This window comes from Bacillus marinisedimentorum (assembly GCF_001644195.2).
GTDB lineage: Bacteria > Bacillota > Bacilli > Bacillales > Bacillaceae_O > Bacillus_BL > Bacillus_BL marinisedimentorum.
The window spans coordinates 13,512-32,185 of the sequence record NZ_LWBL02000068.1 but is presented as its reverse complement, the minus strand read 5'-3'; the positions used below and the strand labels follow the sequence as shown (position 1 = coordinate 32,185).

Sequence of the window (18,674 nt, the reverse complement as noted above, 5' to 3'; positions counted from 1 at the left end):
AACTTATAAGGAGTGTTGTGAATGCCAATGGAACAGGAAACATTGGGCATGTTAAATGCGGGATTTCTGGTTGTCATGGGGGCGGCATTTATCGTAGTGATCCTGCTGTTTTTTTCAAAGAGTCAAAAACGAAACCGGACAGCTTACGGGCTGGTCTTCGTTCATTTTGTATTCCTCAGTTTTGCAATACATAACGCCCTGAAGGCGATCAGTTTCGATACAGGTCATCCGATGGCATCAGAAGAAATCAGTCTTCGCCTTGGGATTGCCGGAGTTTTGTGGGCGGTTGCCATGCTGTTTTTGTTATCCGCACTTTTTTCGTTTTCATATAAAAGAGAAGAAAAGAACGTGCAGATTCCTATCCAGTAGTGGAGTCTTGAGATTTTACAGGCAAGATAGGAAGGGGACGCTGCACTTGAAACGTGCCAATCTATTTTTACTGTTCCTGATCGTTGTGCTTCTGTCCGGCTGTACGGGTACAAACGATGTCACCATGGCTTCCTTGCTTGATAAGGAGTTCAAAGAGCTGGAGTTGGGCCTGGAGGGGCGCATCCCGGTCAATGGCACAAACCGGATATCGGATAAGGGCAAAATTAAGTCTTTTGCAAGGTTGTTCAACGGCATCACCGTTCAGGAAATAGAAGATGAATACTATCGGCTAAAGGAAGAAGAACGAAGCGGCCAATCCTCCATATCAGCTTATTTGCTCACGTCAGCGGACGAGAGCGGCAAGGACGGATACAATATCAAGTTTTTTGAAGACGGCACAGTGCTCGTTATCGAAATGACAGACTTTGTTGGAACAGGTTTTTATATAGCTGAAGAGAAGTCATCACCCCTTTATCAAGACGTGAGAGAATTTTATGAGGCCAATGTGACGTTTGAAGGGGGAAACGTACTGGATCAGCTGGAATGAAAAACAAGCCAGGGGAGTGATGGGAATCTTATACGCAATCATTTTATTCATTCTTGCCGGACTCGCTGAAATCGGCGGAGGTTATCTTGTCTGGCTATGGCTGAGAGAATCAAAACCGTACTGGTATGGAATAATTGGCAGCATTGTGCTCGTTTCCTATGGCGTGATTCCAACGTTCCAGCATTTTCCGTCGTTTGGCAGGGTATATGCTGCATACGGCGGTGTTTTTATTGTGCTGTCGGTCCTGTGGGGATGGGGAGTGGATAAGAAAACACCTGACTTTTATGACTGGCTTGGTGCCGGGATATGTTTAATCGGTGTTTCCATTATTCTCTGGGCACCACGGAACTAAACGAGAAAGCAGCGGCGGCCAGGTGGATTCTCAAATCATGAATGGAAAGCGAATAAATGAAAGTGAATAAATGGTGACAATTGCAGGCACACTTCCTTAATGGATTGCCCGTAAGTTAAAATGGAATATGAAACCAAAATGAGGAGGGATTATCATGCAAAATCAATTAATCGATCTCGTCAACAAACAAGTCGCAAACTGGTCAGTCCTCTACACGAAGCTGCATAATTATCACTGGTATGTGACAGGCGAGCAGTTTTTCACCCTGCATGAAAAGTTTGAAGAGTTTTATACGGAAGCGGCTGTACATATTGATGAATTGGCGGAGCGCCTGCTTGCAATCGGCGGCAAGCCGGTGGCGACAATGCGGGAGTACCTGGAAATTTCATCTGTAAAAGAAGCGGCAGGTGATGAAAACGCCAAGCAGATGGTTGAGGAGATCGCCAATGACTTCACAACCGTCATCGAAGAACTTAAAAAAGGCATGTCCATCGCCGATGAAGCAGATGATGAAACAACCGGCGACATGCTGCTTGCCATCCATTCAAGCCTCGAGAAGCATGTGTGGATGCTGAATTCTTTTCTTGGAAAATAATAAGTTGATTTGAAAAAATGCTCAGAGCTGGAAAGGCTCTGAGCATTTTTCGATTAGGGAGGTCAGGATATGACCGTTTCCACCTGCCAGTTTTCATTTACATAGAGCCCGATGACTTTAATGGGGAAGCCCCACGATTTGATGGCATCGACGGCTTCTGCAATCTCGGCAAGCTTCTTGTCCCGGTCGACAGGATTGCCGGCGCAGTCATGATGGCCAGCGATGGCGAGTACCTCGGAGCCATGTGCTTCGTGAGAAATACGGACTTTCGCTTTAATGTACTCAACTTCCTCGGAACTAGAAAGCACAACCTTTTCAGGACCTGCCGCTGTGATCATATCCACATATTCAGCCCCGAATTCGTTTTGCATCCAGTGGAAGACCGGAAGCTGAACCCGGCCGTCCATGCAGTTGATCGCAGTGACAAATTTCTTCTCTGACATGCTTGATCTCCTCCTTACACCTATTAGTTATATGTAAAAAAGGCGGAAAAACTCTTTGGGTTCATCATATCAATTTTTTTGCATGAAGGCATCTGAAATGAATGCAGATAATTATTTGAGCAAGACTTGTTATGAATAAGGATCACCATTTGTAAACAAAAGCCCGGCATAAATTCACAAAGGGTTCGATCATCGGGAAGAAGAATGGTTTCTTGAGTTGCATTAATTAATTATGATGTAAGTGTAATTCAAAAAAACGGGCAGGATTGTGGAAGAAAGGAAGGACTTTGTTCTTCATACTTGCACTAATAAAGTAAGGTCATAGCAAAATTAAACGTCCAGGTGCGAAACCCGGACATTTTTTATGTTGTGCTTTTTTGTGATTTCTAACTGAATGTATTAGCTAATTTGTTAGTGAATAATTATATGGATATACGTCTCTATGAATCCTTAAATGCTCCGGCCAGTCTCGTTATCGCACTGCCTTCTCCCTGCATTCTTTCGTCATGGGACAGGTTTTGCAGTATTTTCCCTTGGGGAGCTGATAGGAGGAACAGCATGTTTTCCGAAATCGGATTGTTTCTGTGCCGGCTGGCTGGGGCCGGCTGTAATACCGTGCAATCGGGTTGTTTGAATACGCTCCGAAAACTGCCCCATTGTCAGGATCTAAGAGAAAATTGAAATCTTTCTTAGCATGTTGGTACTGCCCTGATGGAAGCAGTTCTTTTTCATATAGCCAGTAAATATAAATAGCCGTGTTTTCCCATAACACATACTTTGAAATTCGGGCCGCATCCGATAAGGCATCCCACACCGGATTGATATTTTCTTTAAAAAGACGTTGAATGACTTGTTTGCGCCACTCGTCCCTATATTTATTCCCCCGCGGTTCAGCCGTATGGCGTTTGAGGTGGAGAGAAGGAATCCATAACGGATTTTCCGGGTCTGGAGTCAATGAAACATTGCCGGGCGAAAGATCCAGTTCCTTATCCAGGGCTGACATTGCATAGAGACCAGTGACAGCGATCGCATAACTGTACCGTTTTGCGAAGATGGAAGCGGCGGCTGCTTTTGATTTTACATTCAGCCGCTGCTGGACGGTTTCTATGATAGGTGCAATTTTTTCTGTGTGGAGAAGGTCAGTGCCTTGAACAACATGGACAGGATCAGGGGGACCGGCATCGAATCTTAATCGCTCAGCCAGCACGTGTTTCTCTTCAACTGTCAATTCGCTTCTCAATTATCTCGCTCCTGTTTTAAGGGTGGGCTTTTTCAGGTTCCTTCCTTTGCCGTACGGTACACACATCGGGGTTCCGTACAAGGAATCTGCAATGATTTCCGCCTCCATATTGAAAACATGCCGTACCATTTCCGATGTCATCACTTCTTCAGGCGGACCCTGCCGGTAGACATTCCGGTCAGCAAGCGCCACAAGATTGTGGGCATAGCGGCAGGCAAGGTTCAAATCATGCAGGACCATGATGATAGTCCGGTTTTCCCGTTCGTTCAGTTCAAATAATAAATCCAGAATTTCAATCTGATGTGTCATATCCAAATAGGTTGTCGGCTCGTCAAGAAGGATGGTATCCGTTTCCTGGGCGAGGGTCATCGCGATCCAGGCCCGCTGGCGCTGGCCGCCGGAAAGCGAATCGACCGGCCTTTCGGCAAGTTCAGCCATACCGGTTGCTTCAAGTGCTTCCTGGACGATTTTTTCGTCTTCATGCGACCACTGGCTGTACCAGGTTTGATATGGATAGCGGCCCTGCTTGACCAGCTGGAGAACGGTCAGTCCCTCGGGTGCCTGGGGCCCCTGCGGCAGAATGGCGAGTTTCTTTGCGATTTCCTTTGTGGAGACGGAAGCGATGGCATGGCCGTCAAGCAGTACAGAGCCGCTCTTCGGTTTCATCAATCGAGCGAGGGAGCGAAGCAATGTCGACTTCCCGCAGCCATTGCTGCCGATCAATACAGTGATTTCTCCTTTAGGAATTTTCAAGTCCAGCGCGTCAATGATGTTTGCCTCTCCATAGGAAAGGGTCAGCTGTTTTGTTTCCAGAGCTTTTTCCCATTTACGCATATTGTTCACTCCATTCTTTAATATGCAAGCCCTTCAGGCATTATTGATCTTTCGTTTTAAATAATAAATAAATGAAATACGGTACCCCGATAGTGGCGGTGAATACACCAGCCGGCACATCGAGCGGCAAAAACAGCGTGCGTCCGGCCAGGTCGGCAATCATGACAGTCAGTCCGCCGACAAGGGCGGCAACAGGAAGCAGTGCCCCAAAGGAGGAACCGACCATTCTTCTGGCAATATGCGGGGACATCAATCCGACAAACCCGATGCCTCCCGCAAATGCAACGGCTCCCGCTGTCAGGGCGGTGCTTAACAGGACCAGGACAAAGCGTTCCCATTGGACACGGCTGCCGACACTGACGGCAAGTTCATCGCCGAGCTCCTGGATATTCAGCTTGCGGGCAACAAGCAGGGTGGTAACGGACAGAACCGCTACCCATGGAACCATTGTTCTGACCTGGTCCCAGTTAGCCCCATAAACTGTGCCGGTGAGCCAGATGTTTGCCTGGCTTGCCTGGAAGATCGGCCCGATAATCATCATCAGGGTGGTCAGAGCCTGGGCAAGAGCAGCCAGCCCGATTCCTATTAACACAAGCCGGAAAGGGGAAATCCCCTTCTTCCAGGCTAAAAGATAAACGAGAAAGGCGATCAATGTCGCTCCGGCAAAAGCTGCAACAGGCATCCAGTTGATGCTGACAGTCAGTGCGTTATTTTCATCGCTGAAAACAGCCAGGAATGTGACGACCCCGACAGCGCCTCCGCCGGTCAATCCGATGATGTCCGGGGAAGCAAGCGGGTTGCGGATAATCCCCTGCAGGATGGCGCCCGCAATGGCAAGCGACATCCCGGCCAGTAAAGCGACGAGAATACGCGGCATTCTGAATTGTTCAATGATCAGCGTATGGAACTTGTTTCCTTCACCAAACAGAACCTTAAGTGTTTCAAGCGGCGGCACCTTTACATCACCCGACCCGGCACTCACCAGGATGGTTAATGCTGTAAGGAACAATAAGACAGCTGTAATGATTGCGGCTTTCTTATCAATTAAAAAAGAGATAACTCCATTTTTGATTCGTAACGGTAAATATTTTTTCATCGCCCGGTCAGCCCCTTCCTTGCGATGTACACAAAGAAAGGTGTACCGATAATGGCGGTCATAACACCGACAGGGACTTCCTGGGGCATGATGATGTAACGGGCGCCGACATCAGCGAGGAGCAGCAGGATTCCGCCGATCAGCCCGCTGTAAGGAATGACCCAGCGGTGATCGGTTCCTGTAAGCGCTCTGGCCAGATGCGGGACGACAATGCCGACAAAACCGATCGGGCCGGCGATTGCGACCGATCCCCCGGCAAGCAGGATGACAATAAGCCCGCCGCCCGCTTTTACAAGTCCTGTCCGCTGGCCGAGGCCTTTTGCTACGTCTTCACCCATTAGTAGGATGTTGATCTGTTTTGAGAGCAGAATGGACGATATCCAACCGACGAGCAAATACGGCAATACAGCCGTTAGGATTGACAGCTTCCGGCCCTGTACGGATCCGGCCAGCCAGAATAACACTTCCTCGAGCGCTTTTTCATTCAGTACAAGCAATCCCTGTGTCAAAGAAGCGAAAAGGGCCGCCATCGCAGCTCCTGCAAGCGTCAGCTTGACAGGTGTCATCCCGCCTCTGCCGGCCGAACCGATAAAATAGACGGTAAGTGCCGCAACGGCAGCACCGGAAAATGCGATCCACGTAAATGAAGTCAACGATGATATGGAAAAAAACGAAACGGCCACGACAATGAAAAAGCTGGCGCCAGCGTTCACCCCGAGAATGCCGGGGGAGGCGAGGGGGTTGCGTGTAAGTGCCTGCATCAGCGTTCCGGCAACACCGAGGCTTGCCCCGACCGCTGCAGCAATCAATGCCCGCGGAACCCGGGCGTTTTTGATGATCAGCTGTTCGTTAGAGCCGTCAAACGCGGTATAAGCGTCTATTAATGCAGTCCAATTGGTTTTTGTATATCCAAAAAGGATGCTGATGAGAATACTGATGAATAAAAGGATAATCCCTGCAGTCAAACCGAAAAGTTTTGACAAATTGGATTTTAGTATCATAATGCTGGCTCCTTGAGTTGTAAAAAACAAACAGTTTATAACCTTAAGTTTATTGAAAACCATTATCAACGTCAATGATAATGAGAATTATTTTCAACAAAGTTGTGAACAAGGTTGACCTGCCATTTTCCACCTTGTAAGATAGAATACAGTTGAGAATGAATATCATTACCATATCTTATTATTGGAGGTTCATCATGAAGAGAAAAAGCATATTTGCCATTTTTACACTATTTTTATCCCTGTCTTTCGTTCTTGCAGCATGCGGGGGAACAGAGGAGGAAAGCAAATCTGAAGAAAACGGCGGCCAGGAAGGCGGCACCGCTGAAGAAACTGAACAGGCGGAAAACGTCACTGTCGAACACGCAATGGGTGAAACGGAAGTCCCTGCTGAACCAAAGCGTGTTGTTATTTTGACAAATGAAGGAACAGAAGCGCTGCTTTCAATGGATGTCACACCAGCAGGCGCTGTCCAATCCTGGACAGGCGACCCCTGGTATGATCATATTAAAGACCAAATGAAAGATGTTGAAAACGTCGGCACTGAAAGCCAGGTTAACCTGGAAGCAATCGCGAAGCTTGAGCCGGATTTGATTATCGGCAACAAAATGAGACAGGAAGAAATCTATCCGCAATTAGAGGCGATTGCTCCAACCGTATTCGCTGAAACATTGCGCGGTAACTGGAAAGAGAACTTCGAGCTTTATTCAAAAGCGGTCAATAAAGAAGAAAAAGGCCAGCAAGTATTAGATGATTATCAGGCACGCATTGAGAATATCCGTGAGGAAGCCGGTGAAAACTTGAAAAAAGAGGTTTCCATCGTCCGTTTTATGCCTGGTGATGCCCGTATCTATCACAAAGACTCTTTCTCGGGTGTCATTCTTGAAGAAATCGGTTTTGCCCGCCCCGAGTCACAGGATAAAGAAGATTTTGCCGAAAAGAATGCGACAAAAGAACGCATCCCGGCAATGGATGGTGACGTCATCTTCTACTTCACGTATGAAACAGGTGACGGCGAAGGACTTGCAAACGAAAAAGAGTGGGTGAACGATCCTCTCTGGCAAAATCTGAGCGCAGTCCAGGAAGGTAACGTCCACAAAGTCGATGATGCAATCTGGAATACAGCCGGCGGTGTAATCGCGGCCAACCTGATGCTAGATGATGTAGAAAAATATCTTGTTGAATAAGAAGCTCCCCCCTTATCTGCTTCTTATCTATAAAGAAATCCCGGCCAAATGGCCGGGATTCTGTTTTGCGTTTTGCAGAGACAGCAGTTCCTTGCAAGATTGATGGATATTTTCATTGAACATATAAACGAATAATTATATAATGATTTGTGGATATGACAGGAGTGATGGATAGATGGAAAAAAGCATTGAGTCCGTTTCAAAAATGTTAAAGCTGCTCGGAGACAAAACCCGCTTGACGATATTAAAAACGGTAAGTGATCAGGAACGCTGTGTATGTGAGTTTGTTGAATTGCTGGAAATGAGCCAGCCCTCCATCAGCCAGCACCTGAGAAAGCTGCGCGATTTCGGTCTTGTAAAGGAAAGGAAGCGGGGGAAATGGGTGTTTTACTCTTTAAATGAAGAGCATTCCCTTTATCCGCTGCTGGCCGGTATTCTGGATCAGGTACCCGAACAAACACACCTGCTAGAAAAATTGGCAGGAAAAAATCTCGTATGTGAGTAATGAACGCTCTATTTGTGAAACAGCATAAGGAGGAATACTGACTGATGTCCACCCCGATTTTAGCTTTTGTAATCTTTTTGGCAACACTCGTCCTGGTCATCTGGCAGCCGCGGAATTTATCGATCGGCTGGTCTGCTGTCGGCGGTGCCGTTGCGGCGCTGATCGCCGGCGTCGTCGCTTTTCAGGATGTCATTGATGTGACCGGCATTGTGTGGAATGCCACACTTGCTTTCATCGCCATCATTTTGATATCTCTTATCCTGGATGAAATCGGATTTTTTGAATGGTCCGCCTTGCATATGGCGCGGATGGCCAACGGCAACGGCGTAAAGATGTTTGTGCTTGTGACCATACTCGGTGCGATTGTCGCTGCCTTTTTTGCGAATGACGGTGCAGCCCTCATTTTGACGCCGATTGTCCTTGCTATGGTCAGGGCCCTTGATTTCAAGGATAAAATGATTCTGCCGTTCATCATGGCGAGCGGATTCATTGCAGATACAACATCGCTGCCGCTCGTCGTAAGCAACCTGGTCAATATCGTTTCTGCCGATTATTTTGGCATCGGGTTTGCGGAATATGCATCACGGATGATTATCCCGAACTTCTTCTCGCTCGCGGCAAGTATCCTTGTCCTTTACCTTTATTTCGGCAAACATATCCCGAAGCATTACGACCTCAACCAGTTGAAGGTGCCGGAAGAAGCCATAAAAGACCACCGGATGTTCCGGCTGTCATGGTTTGTGCTTGCTGTGCTGCTGGTTGGTTACTTTGCGAGTGAGTTTGCCGGCATCCCGGTATCGGTCATCGCCGGTGCGGTTGCGATTTTCTTCATTGGAATGGCACGGAGAAGTCATGCCGTGAACACTGAGCAGGTCATCAAAGGAGCGCCGTGGGCGATTGTGTTTTTCTCGATCGGCATGTATGTTGTCGTTTATGGACTGCGCAATGCCGGACTGACGGATATGCTTGCGGGTGTTATCGAGGCAGCTGCCGGGCAGGGCCTGTACACGGCAACGATTGCAATGGGCTTCATTGCGGCAATTTTATCCTCAATTATGAATAACATGCCGACTGTCATGATCGACGCGCTGGCGATTGCGGAAACAGACACAACCGGCGTGATGCGGGAAGCGCTCATTTATGCGAATGTCATCGGGTCGGACCTTGGCCCGAAAATTACGCCGATCGGCTCACTGGCAACCCTCCTGTGGCTGCATGTCCTGAACTCCAAAGGGGTAAAAATCACCTGGGGATATTATTTCAAAGTCGGAATCATCCTCACAATCCCGACCCTGTTCATTACGCTGACAGGATTGTATTTGTGGCTGACGGTCTTATCATAAGGCTCAATGCTGGTTAGGAATGATCAAAAACCGCAGTCATCGGAGCTATCTAAAAAACGATTGAAAAGGAGAATGACAATGTCTAAAAAAATCATTTACTTTTTGTGCACAGGAAATTCCTGCAGAAGCCAAATGGCAGAAGGATTCGGCAAAAAGCATTTAAGCGATGAATATGAAGTGTACAGCGCGGGGATTGAAGCGCACGGCTTGAACCCCAACGCTGTCAAGGTAATGAAGGAAGCCGGAGTGGATATTTCCGGTCATAACTCTGATATCATTGACCAGGAATTGCTTCAAAAAGCCGATTATGTCATTACACTTTGCGGCCACGCCGATGAAGTTTGCCCGGCCACGCCGCCGAATAAAACCCGCTGGCACTGGGGCTTCGACGACCCTGCCAAAGCAGAAGGAACCGAAGAAGAGAAGATGGCGGTATTCCATCGCGTCCGTGATGAAATTGAAGAACGGATTAAGCGATTTAAGGAGACTGGCGAGTAAGATCGCCTGAATTCCGTTTTTTTCTGAAAGAAGGAATTTGATATGTTCAAACAATTGGCAGATTGGCTTACAGCTGATGTCATGGGGCTTGATACAGCGTCGCGGTTAGGCGGCGCTGTCCATTTTTTCATCTACGACACAACGAAAATTTTAGTGCTTTTGATTGTCATGATATTCGCAATTTCTTATATCCGGAGCTATTTTCCACCCGAAAAGGTGAAAATCTGGCTGCAGGGGAAGCGTAAAGGGGCGGCCAGTATCATGGCGGCACTGCTTGGAGTTGTGTCACCGTTTTGCTCTTGTTCGACCGTGCCGCTTTTCATCGGATTTGTCGAAGCGGGCATCCCGCTTGGCATTACGTTCACGTTCCTGATTTCTTCTCCAATTGTAAATGAGATTTCACTTGTCATGCTGTTTTCCATTTTCGGGTGGAAAATCGCCGTTTTGTATGTAACAGTTGGTGTCATTCTTGCCATCATTGCCGGTTGGATCATTGGCCGGCTGAAGATGGAAGACCAGGTTGAAGGTTACGTCTACAATATGCAGATGGGTGAAACGGTCATAGAGGAGCAAACGTGGCGCGACCGGGCGGCTTTTGCGAAAAATAACGTCATCGAGACGGTCCAGAAAATCTGGATATATTTAGTGATTGGAATTGGGATCGGGGCTTTCATCCATGGATATGCACCGGAGGAATTACTCGTCAAATATGCCGGCGAAGGCAATCTGCTCGCCGTACCGGTGGCAACTCTCCTCGGTGTGCCTCTCTATTCGAATGCGGTAGGATCGCTTCCGATCATCGACGCTTTAATGGGCAAAGGAGTTGCAGCTGGAACTGCCCTTGCCTTCATGCTGGCAATTACCGCCCTGTCTTTTCCGGAAATGATTCTGCTCCGGAAAGTGATCAAGCCAAAATTGATTGCTGTTTTTGCGGGTGTTGTGACAGCAGGCATTATTCTGATTGGTTATGGATTTAATCTTATTTTATAAAAAGTTGAAATGAAAAGGAGAATGCGGCAATGGTCATTAAAGTATTGGGATCGGGATGCAAAAAGTGCAAGCAGCTTGAACAGAATGTGAAAGAAGCACTCGACCAGTCAGGTGTGGAAGCTGAAGTGGTGAAAGTGGAAGACATGCAGCAAATCATGTCTTACGGTGTTATGAGTACACCGGCGCTCGTTGTGGATGAACAGCTTGTATCGAGCGGAAAAGTCCTGAAGGAAAAAGAGATTGTGAAGCTCATCAGCAAGTGAGCCAGCAGGAAAAATATGAGGAACAGCCGAATCCGGCTGTTCCTTTTCTTTATGGTAAAAGAAAATATAAATTGTCAGCAAGGAAGTGTTTCGGCGCAGGTTTTACTTTACACAAACAACGCCATCACTGCACCGCCGGCTGCCCCTGTCACGACAACCACCCACGGCGGCAGCTTCCAGTATACCAGCATGCTGAACAGTACGGCCGCAAAGGCGAAATCAAGCGGCGAAAAGATCGAGCTTGTCCAAATCGGGGTGTAAAAGGCGGCGATCAGGATGCCGACGACAGCTGCATTGATTCCCATGATGGCGCCTTTCAGTTTTGGATTACGCCTTAACGAATCCCAAAAAGGCAGCGTGCCGAAAATGAGCAGAAACGCCGGCAGAAAGATGGCCGCTGTCGCAATCAAGCCGCCCTGCCAGCCGCCCATGACCGCACCAAGATAGGCAGCGAATGTGAACAATGGGCCCGGAACAGCCTGCGCTGCACCATAACCGGCCAGAAATGCTTCTTCACTCAGCCAGCCGGTCGGCACAAACTCACGCTCAAGAAGCGGAAGTACGACGTGTCCGCCGCCGAAGACGAGCGAACCGGACCGATAGAAACTATCGAACATTGCGACCCACTCAAGGGTGGTTGCCTGCCTTACAACAGGAAGCAATAACAGTAACCCAAAAAAGAGCGTTAACGAAATCACGGCAAATTTTCGGGTGATCGGAATCTTTATTTCTGCGTCATCCTGTTCCGCATGCTGCCTGAATAAGATAAAGCCAATGGCCGCCGCGGCCAGGATAATTGCAATCTGGGCGAAAGCCGTTTGCCATAGCGCCGTGGCAATCAATGCAAGCAGCGCGATGGCTTTCCGTTTCAAATCAGGCGCAAGCTTCGTCCCCATACCAATGATCGCATGAGCCACTACGGCGACAGCAACAATTTTCAAGCCATGGATCCAGCCGGCATCGCCGACATCCACCGTCTGCAGAAGCAACGCAAACAGGATAAGAGCGATGACAGAAGGAAGCGTGAAGCCGATAAACGACACGAGTCCCCCGAGTGCTCCTGCCCGCATGATGCCAATGCCGATGCCGACCTGGCTGCTCGCCGGGCCGGGAAGGAACTGGCAAAGCGCCACCAGATCTGCATATGCTTTTTCATCCATCCATTTCCTTCTTCTTATATATTCCTCATGAAAGTAGCCAAGGTGGGCAATCGGCCCGCCGAAAGAAGACAATCCGAGGCGTGTGGATACAATGAGAATTTCCAATAGAGGATGGACTCCTCTTTTTACATTTTGTGCCAAATCTTCACCTGCTTTTTCGTTTAAGTCGTTACATTACCGAAACTAATCTTACACTAAAAATTCACGTTGGTGAAAACAAAGATAGACCGTAAAAAGCCGGCATGGTCAAAAAGTCGCAGAAAACCAGCCCTTCATTTGGAAAAAAGTGATAATATAGTTAAAAAAGGGGTGAAGATATGCCGGAAATTCATTGGTATGACTGGATAGCGCCGACAAGTCCGTTTGCTGCATTAGTATTTGGCCTGCTGTTCACATTAATAGCTGCATTCAGCATATGGTTTGGAACGAAAGCAAAGAAACCGGTATGGATTGCTTTGCTCGCGGGTTCCCTGACTACCGTCATTGGTGTGATCATCTTAAATGCTGTCGGCTTTTATTGAGCAATGCGCCGTCTGTCAAAAAACTGACGTTTCGGTAGGGGGAGAGGTATGAAGCTGCTTGTTTATACAGGAATTTACCTGATTATCACTTTTTTATTTATCTGCATTGGCAGGTCCAGCCTTGGAAACGGCTTTCTGCCAATCTTCCTGGCTGTTCATTCAGCTTTCCTCATCGGAGCTTTACATTATAAAAAGGAGCATATAGACATGAAAGGCTTAATGGTGAAGGCCCCCTGGATCGATTTGATTCTAGAAGGGAAAAAGACGTGGGAGATTCGGGGGTCAAACACTCATCAAAGAGGCAAGATCGGCTTGATTAAAAGCGGATCGGGGCTCGTGTTCGGGACAGTGGATATTGTCAGATGCGAGGAACTGAGCTTAACAGATTACAAGCAGGGCACTGTGTTTCATTGCATTGACAGGAAAGACTGCCTTCAGCTCCCGTACAAAAGAACATTCGCCTGGGTGCTGGACAACCCGTTCATGTTCGAAACTCCTGTACCATATAAACATCCAATGGGGGCAGTCATATGGGTGGATCTTGAAAAGGCTTTGAAGTGACGATCGTTCCGTAGATATGAAAAAAGCTCAGAGGACTCTGAGCTTTTTTATATATCTTCTGTTCAATTTTGGAATTAGTTCAGATAATCCAGCGGATTAACAGCATTTGTTTTATTTTGATTCCAATCACCTTTGTGAAGTTCAAAATGAAGGTGCTGTCCGTTGGAGTTCCCTGTGTTGCCCTGATGTCCGATCGATTGGCCCTGTGTAACACGCTGTCCTTCAGAAACAAGCCTGTCCCGAAGATGGGCATAAACGGTTGTATATTTTTGCCCGTTGATTGTATGTGAAATGAAGATGACATTTCCATATGAAGAAGAGTAATAAGAACGCTCGACAACACCGCTTGCTGCTGCTATCACTTTAACGGTTCCATGCTGGGAAATGTCGATTCCGGCATGATAGCTGTTCCATCTGCTGCCGACATCTGAAGTGAGGACTCCCTGTGTTGGCATGATGAAGTTTTCAGTTGTTGTTGAAGCGCCTTTTACAACGGTTTGCATACCGGAAAGAGCTGCATAAGTGTTAGGACCGACAATTCCGTCCGTCACAAGTCCGTGACTTCTCTGAAAGCTGATAACGGCCGACTTTGTGATGGAACCGAAGATACCATCTACAGAAGAATTGTAATAGCCTTTGCGGCTGAGGGTTTGCTGAAGGCTTTCAACAGCCTGTCCCCTTGAGCCGTATCTTAATGTTTCGCCGGTTGCCGCCATAAGTGCTGCGACTGTTTGAGGTCCTGCAATACCGTCAACTGTGATTCCTGCGTGTTTTTGAAAGGCTATAACACCTGATTTTGTGATGCTTCCAAAATAACCGGTTGATGTATGGTGGTCAAAAAATCCTTTTTCGTCTAATTGATTTTGCAGTTCGATAACATCGTTGTTTTTCATACCCTGATATAATGTTTGATCTCCCAGAGCTGCTTCGCCGATTGTTGGTGCAAAAAATAAAGATGCTGCCATAGAAGTGGTGATGATGGTTTTTTTAAACATGTTGTATTCCCCCAGATGTAATTCTTTAAACCATTTATTTGAACAAATCCCATAATACAGGAAAATCATTACACAGACATTACAAAAAGAAGACAGTGAAATTACAATTTAAAATTAATTTAATTTAATTTTCAAAAAATTACCTTTTGACCAGGTGAGAGTCCTGTCGTTTTCCAAGTGTCTCAAGAGAAGGAATCCGGGAGCAGGCTGCATTTTTACCGTATGTCTATCTGGAAGGGACTTTACAGGCGAAATTATTCTCTGCTCTCTGGTGCTGAATTCTTCCTACAGCAGCGTTTTCATTTTTTATCCTATGAAAATGGTAGTATAATGAGAAAAATAAAACCGATTACAAGGAGCATCACGTCATGACCGCAAACGCACCTTTAAGTACAGGCGATTGGATCAATCAAGATATCATGCATGACCGACAGCGGCTGTTTGCACACAGTGCCGTTTTATATAAACGTTTGATTCATGTCGGAGCGGATGAACAGGCCGGTAAGCTGCTTGATTTGCTGGCGAAAATCAATGCCAGGGAACTGGGCATCGCATTCACGGGGCATTTTTCGGCAGGGAAGTCCACGCTTATCAATACAATCATGGATGAACCGATCCTTCCGTCGAGCCCGATTCCGACGAGTGCAAACCTGGTGAAAATCAAAGCGGGCGAGCATGCGGCCCGCATCTATTACACTGACCGTGAGCCGGTGGAGTTCCAGGGGCCGTATGACTATAACAAAATTCAGGACTATTCCCGTGACGGCGATGCCGTTTCATCCATCGAAATTTTTCATCCGTTTACAGATCTTCCGCAAGGACTGGCGGTGATGGATACGCCGGGAATCGACTCAACTGATGAGGCCCACCGGATTGCGACTGAATCGGCACTCCATCTGGCTGACACGATTTTTTATGTGGTCGATTACAATCATGTCCAGTCTGAGCTGAACTTCCGGTTTGTTGAGGAACTGAAGGAAAGCCATAAGCCGGTATACGTTGTTGTAAACCAGATTGATAAGCACAGGGATGAAGAACTGCCGTTTGAAGCGTACCAAAAAAGCGCAGCGGAGGCATTCAGGAGCTGGAATGTTGAACCTGACGGTATCTTTTATGTTTCCAGCCTGTACATGGATGTTCCGCACAACCAGTACCGGGAACTTCACGACTTTATCCAGTCCTTGATCAATCTGCCGGATGAGGAATATTTGGAGCGGGTGGCTGACTCTATCAAAGGGCTTATAGCGGAAGCACTAGAAGGTGTTGAAGAGAACCTTGCTTCTGACACGGAAGAGGCGGAACGCAAACTGCAGCATCTCTCAGCCCAAGAGCGGAAGGAAGTGGCAGCAAGGATTTCAGGATTGCACAGCCGGCTTGGAGAGCTTGAGCAGGGAATGGGCCAGGTCCAATCGGAATTCCTGAAAGGGGTCCAGGGCATCCTTGACAATGCATATATCATGCCCGCTCAGACAAGGGATATGGCCCGATCGTATCTGGAATCACGGGACCCTTCCTTCAAAACGGGGTTCTTTTTCCAGCGCGCGAAGACCGAAAAAGAACGTGAGGAGCGGCTGCAGACGTTTTATGATGAATTTTCCAGGCAGGTCGCAACCCATATTGACGGCCACTTCAAGCAGTATGCGGTCGATTTCTTAAAAGGAAAAGGCATTGAAGATGACACCCTGTTCAAACAGATTTATGATGCGGATATCTCGTTCGGGCCAGATCTGCTTGCGGGTACAGTCAAATCCGGGGCGACGGCAAACGGGCAGTATGTTCTCAACTATACGAATGATGTGAGCAATCGCATCAAGCAGATGTACCGCCAGAAAGCCAATGAAATCTTCGAGCAAACCAAAGAAGATATCAATAACAAAAGAGAGTCAGAATTGGCTGCCGTTGAGGAAGAACTTCAAACGTATAAAAAGTGGGATCAAGCACTTCATGTGATTGAAGCTGCTTCTGAAAAATCGGATCAAACAGAAGCGGAGCTTGCCGGCAGTTTTTCCGATACTGTTTCTGCAGGTACCCTCCGTGAGGCAGAGGAGCTTGCATCACGAAAACTTGAGCAGGTACAGACGGTGACCGTGGTAAACAGGGAAGATGATGAAAGAGGGTCGGAATTGCTAAAAGAAGAAGCAATGACGAATTCAGTGCCGCAAGGGTCACCATCTGCCGAAGCTGCGAAACGTGAAGGCGAGTCCAATACGGAAAGCTTCCATCAGATGCGCGGTGAAGCTGAAGTCCTTTCCTCCCGCCTTGAAACTGCGGCAAGTCTTGTTGAGCCGCTCGGCGGTTTCAAGCAGCTCGCTTTCGATTTGAGATCACGGGCAGTGCGGCTGAAGGAGCAGCAGTTTACGGTGGCGCTGTTCGGTGCGTTCAGTGCCGGTAAATCATCATTTGCGAATGCGCTGATGGGCGAAGCGGTGCTGCCGGTATCTCCAAATCCGACAACAGCGGCGATCAATCGGATCATGCCGTCTGACAATGAATACAGCCATGGGACAGTGCGTGTCAAATTGAAAACAGCCGGGCAGCTGTTAAAGGATATGAACGCTTCGTTCAAGGTGCTGCGCAAGCAGGAAGCTGGTTCTCTTGAGGAAGCAGTCAGCCGTGCAAAACAAGTACAGGCAGAAAAAGAGGAAGGAAGCGCACATACCGAGCGCCACTTCCTGACCGCTGCGGCCGCCGGATACATCCAGTTCCGCGAGAAGCTCGGGGAGACGGTGGAGGCAGGACTTGAAGAATACCGTGCGTATGTAGCCGAAGAGGCAAAGGCAGTATTTGTGGAATGGATCGACCTGTATTACGATTGCCCGCTCACAAAAGAAGGCATCACCATCGTCGATACGCCGGGTGCGGACTCGATTAATGCCCGCCACACCGGCGTTGCGTTCAATTATATTAAAAATGCGGATGCGATCTTTTTTGTCACCTATTATAATCACGCCTTCTCACATGCCGACCGCGAATTCCTGATCCAGCTCGGCCGGGTGAAGGATACGTTCGAACTGGATAAAATGTTTTTCATCATCAATGCGGCCGACCTTGCTAAGAATGCGGCGGAATTGAATATGGTGAAAGATTACGTGGAAGGCCAACTGGCCGCATATGGCATCTGCAATCCCCGCACATATGGTGTGTCGAGTAAAAACGTGCTGCAGGCAAAACAGGCGGGGTCTTATGAAGACGAAAGCCAGCTTGATATGCACATGTTCGAAAATGAATTTTTCCGATTCATCGAAGAAGAACTTGTCAGCCTGTCACTTGAAGCTGCAAGAGCTGATCTTGACAGGACGAAAATCCGGGTTGAAAAACTGATTGCTTCCGCGCAGCAGGGCGATGACGAGCGGAAAAAACGCCTCGAACAAGTGGAAAAAGCCGAAACCGAACTGGTTCGCCAGCTTGAAAAAGTGGACGGTGAAGTTGAGCGGCGCTCGCTCCAAAACGAAATCGAAGAATTGTTCTTTTACATTAAACAGCGTGCGTTCCTGCGCTATCAGGATGAGTTCAAAGAATACTTCAATCCCGCAGTGCTGAACGGAACCGGCAGCCGTCTGAAAGAGCAGCTCCAAACTGCACTTGATGAATTGCTGGGCTTTTTAGGCTTCGACCTTGTCCAGGAAATGCGGGCGACGACACTCCGGGTGGAAGCGGACATGAACAGGAAGCTTAAAACCCTCCACCAGGATGCTGCCTTGTTTGCAAGCCGTACTCCTGAACCGCCTGAGTTGTCTCAATTTGAACCAATCGAATTTTCATCAATGGAATTCGATGAATCAGAGGCGGACATTGGCCCACCAGGCCTAAAACAGGCACTTGGAAATTATAAAAACGGCAAGCAGCTTTTTGAACAGCAGGGCATTAAAGAAATGAAAGAAAGTATTGAAAACCGGCTGCAGGAACCGGTGAAGCAATACCTTGATGAAAAACAATCGCACTTCAACAGGTATTATACTGAGCTGTTCAGTGAAACGGTAAGAGAAATGACCGGAATGATCAGGGAAGAAGCCGGGCAGTATTATGGAAGCCTGAGGGATGTTTTAGGGGAACAGGTGGATATTGAGAAGTTGAGGAACGTTTCGGAGAGGCTTGGAGAATTAAATGGATTATGATAGACAGGAAGCATAGCGGAGGATGCTATGCTTCCTTTTTTTATAGATAAAGAAAAGCA

Annotated in this window: 20 protein-coding genes and 1 pseudogene; 13 read left to right on the top strand and 8 right to left on the bottom strand. The window is 47.7% G+C overall.

Annotation, left to right across the window (positions count from 1 at the left end):
* Positions 1 to 21: 21 nt before the first annotated feature.
* From A4U59_RS19255 to A4U59_RS19240, 4 genes are all read left to right on the top strand, one after another.
* Positions 22 to 369 carry a hypothetical protein gene (locus tag A4U59_RS19255; RefSeq protein WP_066175227.1) on the top strand — a complete coding sequence of 116 codons (348 nt, stop codon included), beginning with the start codon at positions 22 to 24 and terminating at the stop codon, positions 367 to 369.
* A gap of 46 nt (positions 370 to 415) precedes the next feature.
* Complete coding sequence (locus tag A4U59_RS19250) at positions 416 to 916, top strand: hypothetical protein (RefSeq protein WP_066175226.1); 501 nt, start codon at positions 416 to 418, stop codon at positions 914 to 916.
* Between the two features lie 19 nt (positions 917 to 935).
* The gene (locus tag A4U59_RS19245; protein ID WP_066175263.1) at positions 936 to 1,268 is read left to right on the top strand and encodes a YnfA family protein; all 333 of its coding nucleotides are present in this window, start codon (positions 936 to 938) and stop codon (positions 1,266 to 1,268) included.
* 154 nt (positions 1,269 to 1,422) lie between these two features.
* A complete protein-coding gene (locus A4U59_RS19240) occupies positions 1,423 to 1,863 on the top strand; it encodes a Dps family protein (RefSeq protein WP_066175224.1) in 441 nt (146 codons plus the stop codon).
* A gap of 62 nt (positions 1,864 to 1,925) precedes the next feature.
* Here A4U59_RS19240 and A4U59_RS19235 read toward each other — a convergent pair whose 3' ends face one another.
* The 5 genes from A4U59_RS19235 to A4U59_RS19215 all read right to left on the bottom strand — a co-directional run bounded on the left by A4U59_RS19235 (position 1,926) and on the right by A4U59_RS19215 (position 6,477).
* Positions 1,926 to 2,306 (bottom strand): carbonic anhydrase, encoded by a 381-nt coding sequence (locus tag A4U59_RS19235; protein WP_066175222.1) that lies wholly within the window; start codon positions 2,304 to 2,306, stop codon positions 1,926 to 1,928.
* 472 nt (positions 2,307 to 2,778) lie between these two features.
* Positions 2,779 to 3,546 (bottom strand): siderophore-iron reductase FhuF, encoded by a 768-nt coding sequence (gene fhuF / locus A4U59_RS19230; protein WP_066175220.1) that lies wholly within the window; start codon positions 3,544 to 3,546, stop codon positions 2,779 to 2,781.
* Positions 3,547 to 4,380: an ABC transporter ATP-binding protein gene (locus tag A4U59_RS19225; protein WP_066175218.1), complete on the bottom strand. Its 834-nt coding sequence runs from the start codon at positions 4,378 to 4,380 to the stop codon at positions 3,547 to 3,549. It lies immediately after the preceding gene.
* Positions 4,381 to 4,420: 40 nt separating this feature from the next.
* Positions 4,421 to 5,476 carry a FecCD family ABC transporter permease gene (locus A4U59_RS19220; RefSeq protein ID WP_066175216.1) on the bottom strand — a complete coding sequence of 352 codons (1,056 nt, stop codon included), beginning with the start codon at positions 5,474 to 5,476 and terminating at the stop codon, positions 4,421 to 4,423.
* Positions 5,473 to 6,477: a FecCD family ABC transporter permease gene (locus A4U59_RS19215; RefSeq protein ID WP_066175214.1), complete on the bottom strand. Its 1,005-nt coding sequence runs from the start codon at positions 6,475 to 6,477 to the stop codon at positions 5,473 to 5,475. Before A4U59_RS19215 ends, A4U59_RS19220 begins: the two co-directional genes overlap by 4 nt.
* A gap of 197 nt (positions 6,478 to 6,674) precedes the next feature.
* Here A4U59_RS19215 and A4U59_RS19210 point away from each other — a divergent pair, with 197 nt between their 5' ends.
* The 6 genes from A4U59_RS19210 (at position 6,675) to A4U59_RS19185 (ending at position 11,263) form a co-directional block, all read left to right on the top strand.
* Positions 6,675 to 7,664: an ABC transporter substrate-binding protein gene (locus A4U59_RS19210; RefSeq protein WP_066175212.1), complete on the top strand. Its 990-nt coding sequence runs from the start codon at positions 6,675 to 6,677 to the stop codon at positions 7,662 to 7,664.
* Between the two features lie 175 nt (positions 7,665 to 7,839).
* Positions 7,840 to 8,169, top strand: a complete 330-nt coding sequence (locus A4U59_RS19205; protein WP_066175211.1) for an ArsR/SmtB family transcription factor — start codon at positions 7,840 to 7,842, stop codon at positions 8,167 to 8,169.
* A gap of 44 nt (positions 8,170 to 8,213) precedes the next feature.
* Positions 8,214 to 9,512 (top strand): arsenic transporter, encoded by a 1,299-nt coding sequence (locus A4U59_RS19200; RefSeq protein WP_066175209.1) that lies wholly within the window; start codon positions 8,214 to 8,216, stop codon positions 9,510 to 9,512.
* A 78-nt stretch (positions 9,513 to 9,590) separates the two neighbouring features.
* Positions 9,591 to 10,010 carry an arsenate reductase (thioredoxin) gene (arsC, locus tag A4U59_RS19195; RefSeq protein WP_211274966.1) on the top strand — a complete coding sequence of 140 codons (420 nt, stop codon included), beginning with the start codon at positions 9,591 to 9,593 and terminating at the stop codon, positions 10,008 to 10,010.
* A 42-nt stretch (positions 10,011 to 10,052) separates the two neighbouring features.
* Positions 10,053 to 11,000 (top strand): permease, encoded by a 948-nt coding sequence (locus A4U59_RS19190; protein WP_066175206.1) that lies wholly within the window; start codon positions 10,053 to 10,055, stop codon positions 10,998 to 11,000.
* 29 nt (positions 11,001 to 11,029) lie between these two features.
* Entirely contained in the window at positions 11,030 to 11,263 is a 234-nt protein-coding gene (locus tag A4U59_RS19185; protein WP_066175204.1) for a thioredoxin family protein, read from the top strand.
* A gap of 107 nt (positions 11,264 to 11,370) precedes the next feature.
* On the opposite strand, the gene chrA is transcribed toward A4U59_RS19185, so the two are convergent.
* Positions 11,371 to 12,564 carry a chromate efflux transporter gene (gene chrA, locus A4U59_RS19180; protein WP_066175202.1) on the bottom strand — a complete coding sequence of 398 codons (1,194 nt, stop codon included), beginning with the start codon at positions 12,562 to 12,564 and terminating at the stop codon, positions 11,371 to 11,373.
* Between the two features lie 176 nt (positions 12,565 to 12,740).
* On the opposite strand from chrA, the gene A4U59_RS19175 reads away from it, so the two are divergent.
* Positions 12,741 to 12,944 carry a hypothetical protein gene (locus tag A4U59_RS19175; RefSeq protein ID WP_066175200.1) on the top strand — a complete coding sequence of 68 codons (204 nt, stop codon included), beginning with the start codon at positions 12,741 to 12,743 and terminating at the stop codon, positions 12,942 to 12,944.
* Between the two features lie 48 nt (positions 12,945 to 12,992).
* Positions 12,993 to 13,505: an ASCH domain-containing protein gene (locus tag A4U59_RS19170; RefSeq protein ID WP_245680595.1), complete on the top strand. Its 513-nt coding sequence runs from the start codon at positions 12,993 to 12,995 to the stop codon at positions 13,503 to 13,505.
* A gap of 74 nt (positions 13,506 to 13,579) precedes the next feature.
* Here the strand turns inward: A4U59_RS19170 and A4U59_RS22655 are convergent, their stop codons facing one another.
* Positions 13,580 to 14,221: a peptidoglycan DD-metalloendopeptidase family protein gene (locus A4U59_RS22655; RefSeq protein WP_425388928.1), complete on the bottom strand. Its 642-nt coding sequence runs from the start codon at positions 14,219 to 14,221 to the stop codon at positions 13,580 to 13,582.
* A 12-nt stretch (positions 14,222 to 14,233) separates the two neighbouring features.
* A pseudogene (locus tag A4U59_RS22650) lies at positions 14,234 to 14,398 on the bottom strand (peptidoglycan-binding domain-containing protein); the annotation flags it as partial.
* 470 nt (positions 14,399 to 14,868) lie between these two features.
* Between A4U59_RS22650 and A4U59_RS19160 the strand changes: the two are divergent.
* A complete protein-coding gene (locus tag A4U59_RS19160; RefSeq protein ID WP_083270952.1) occupies positions 14,869 to 18,615 on the top strand; it encodes a dynamin family protein in 3,747 nt (1,248 codons plus the stop codon).
* Positions 18,616 to 18,674: the final 59 nt, after the last annotated feature.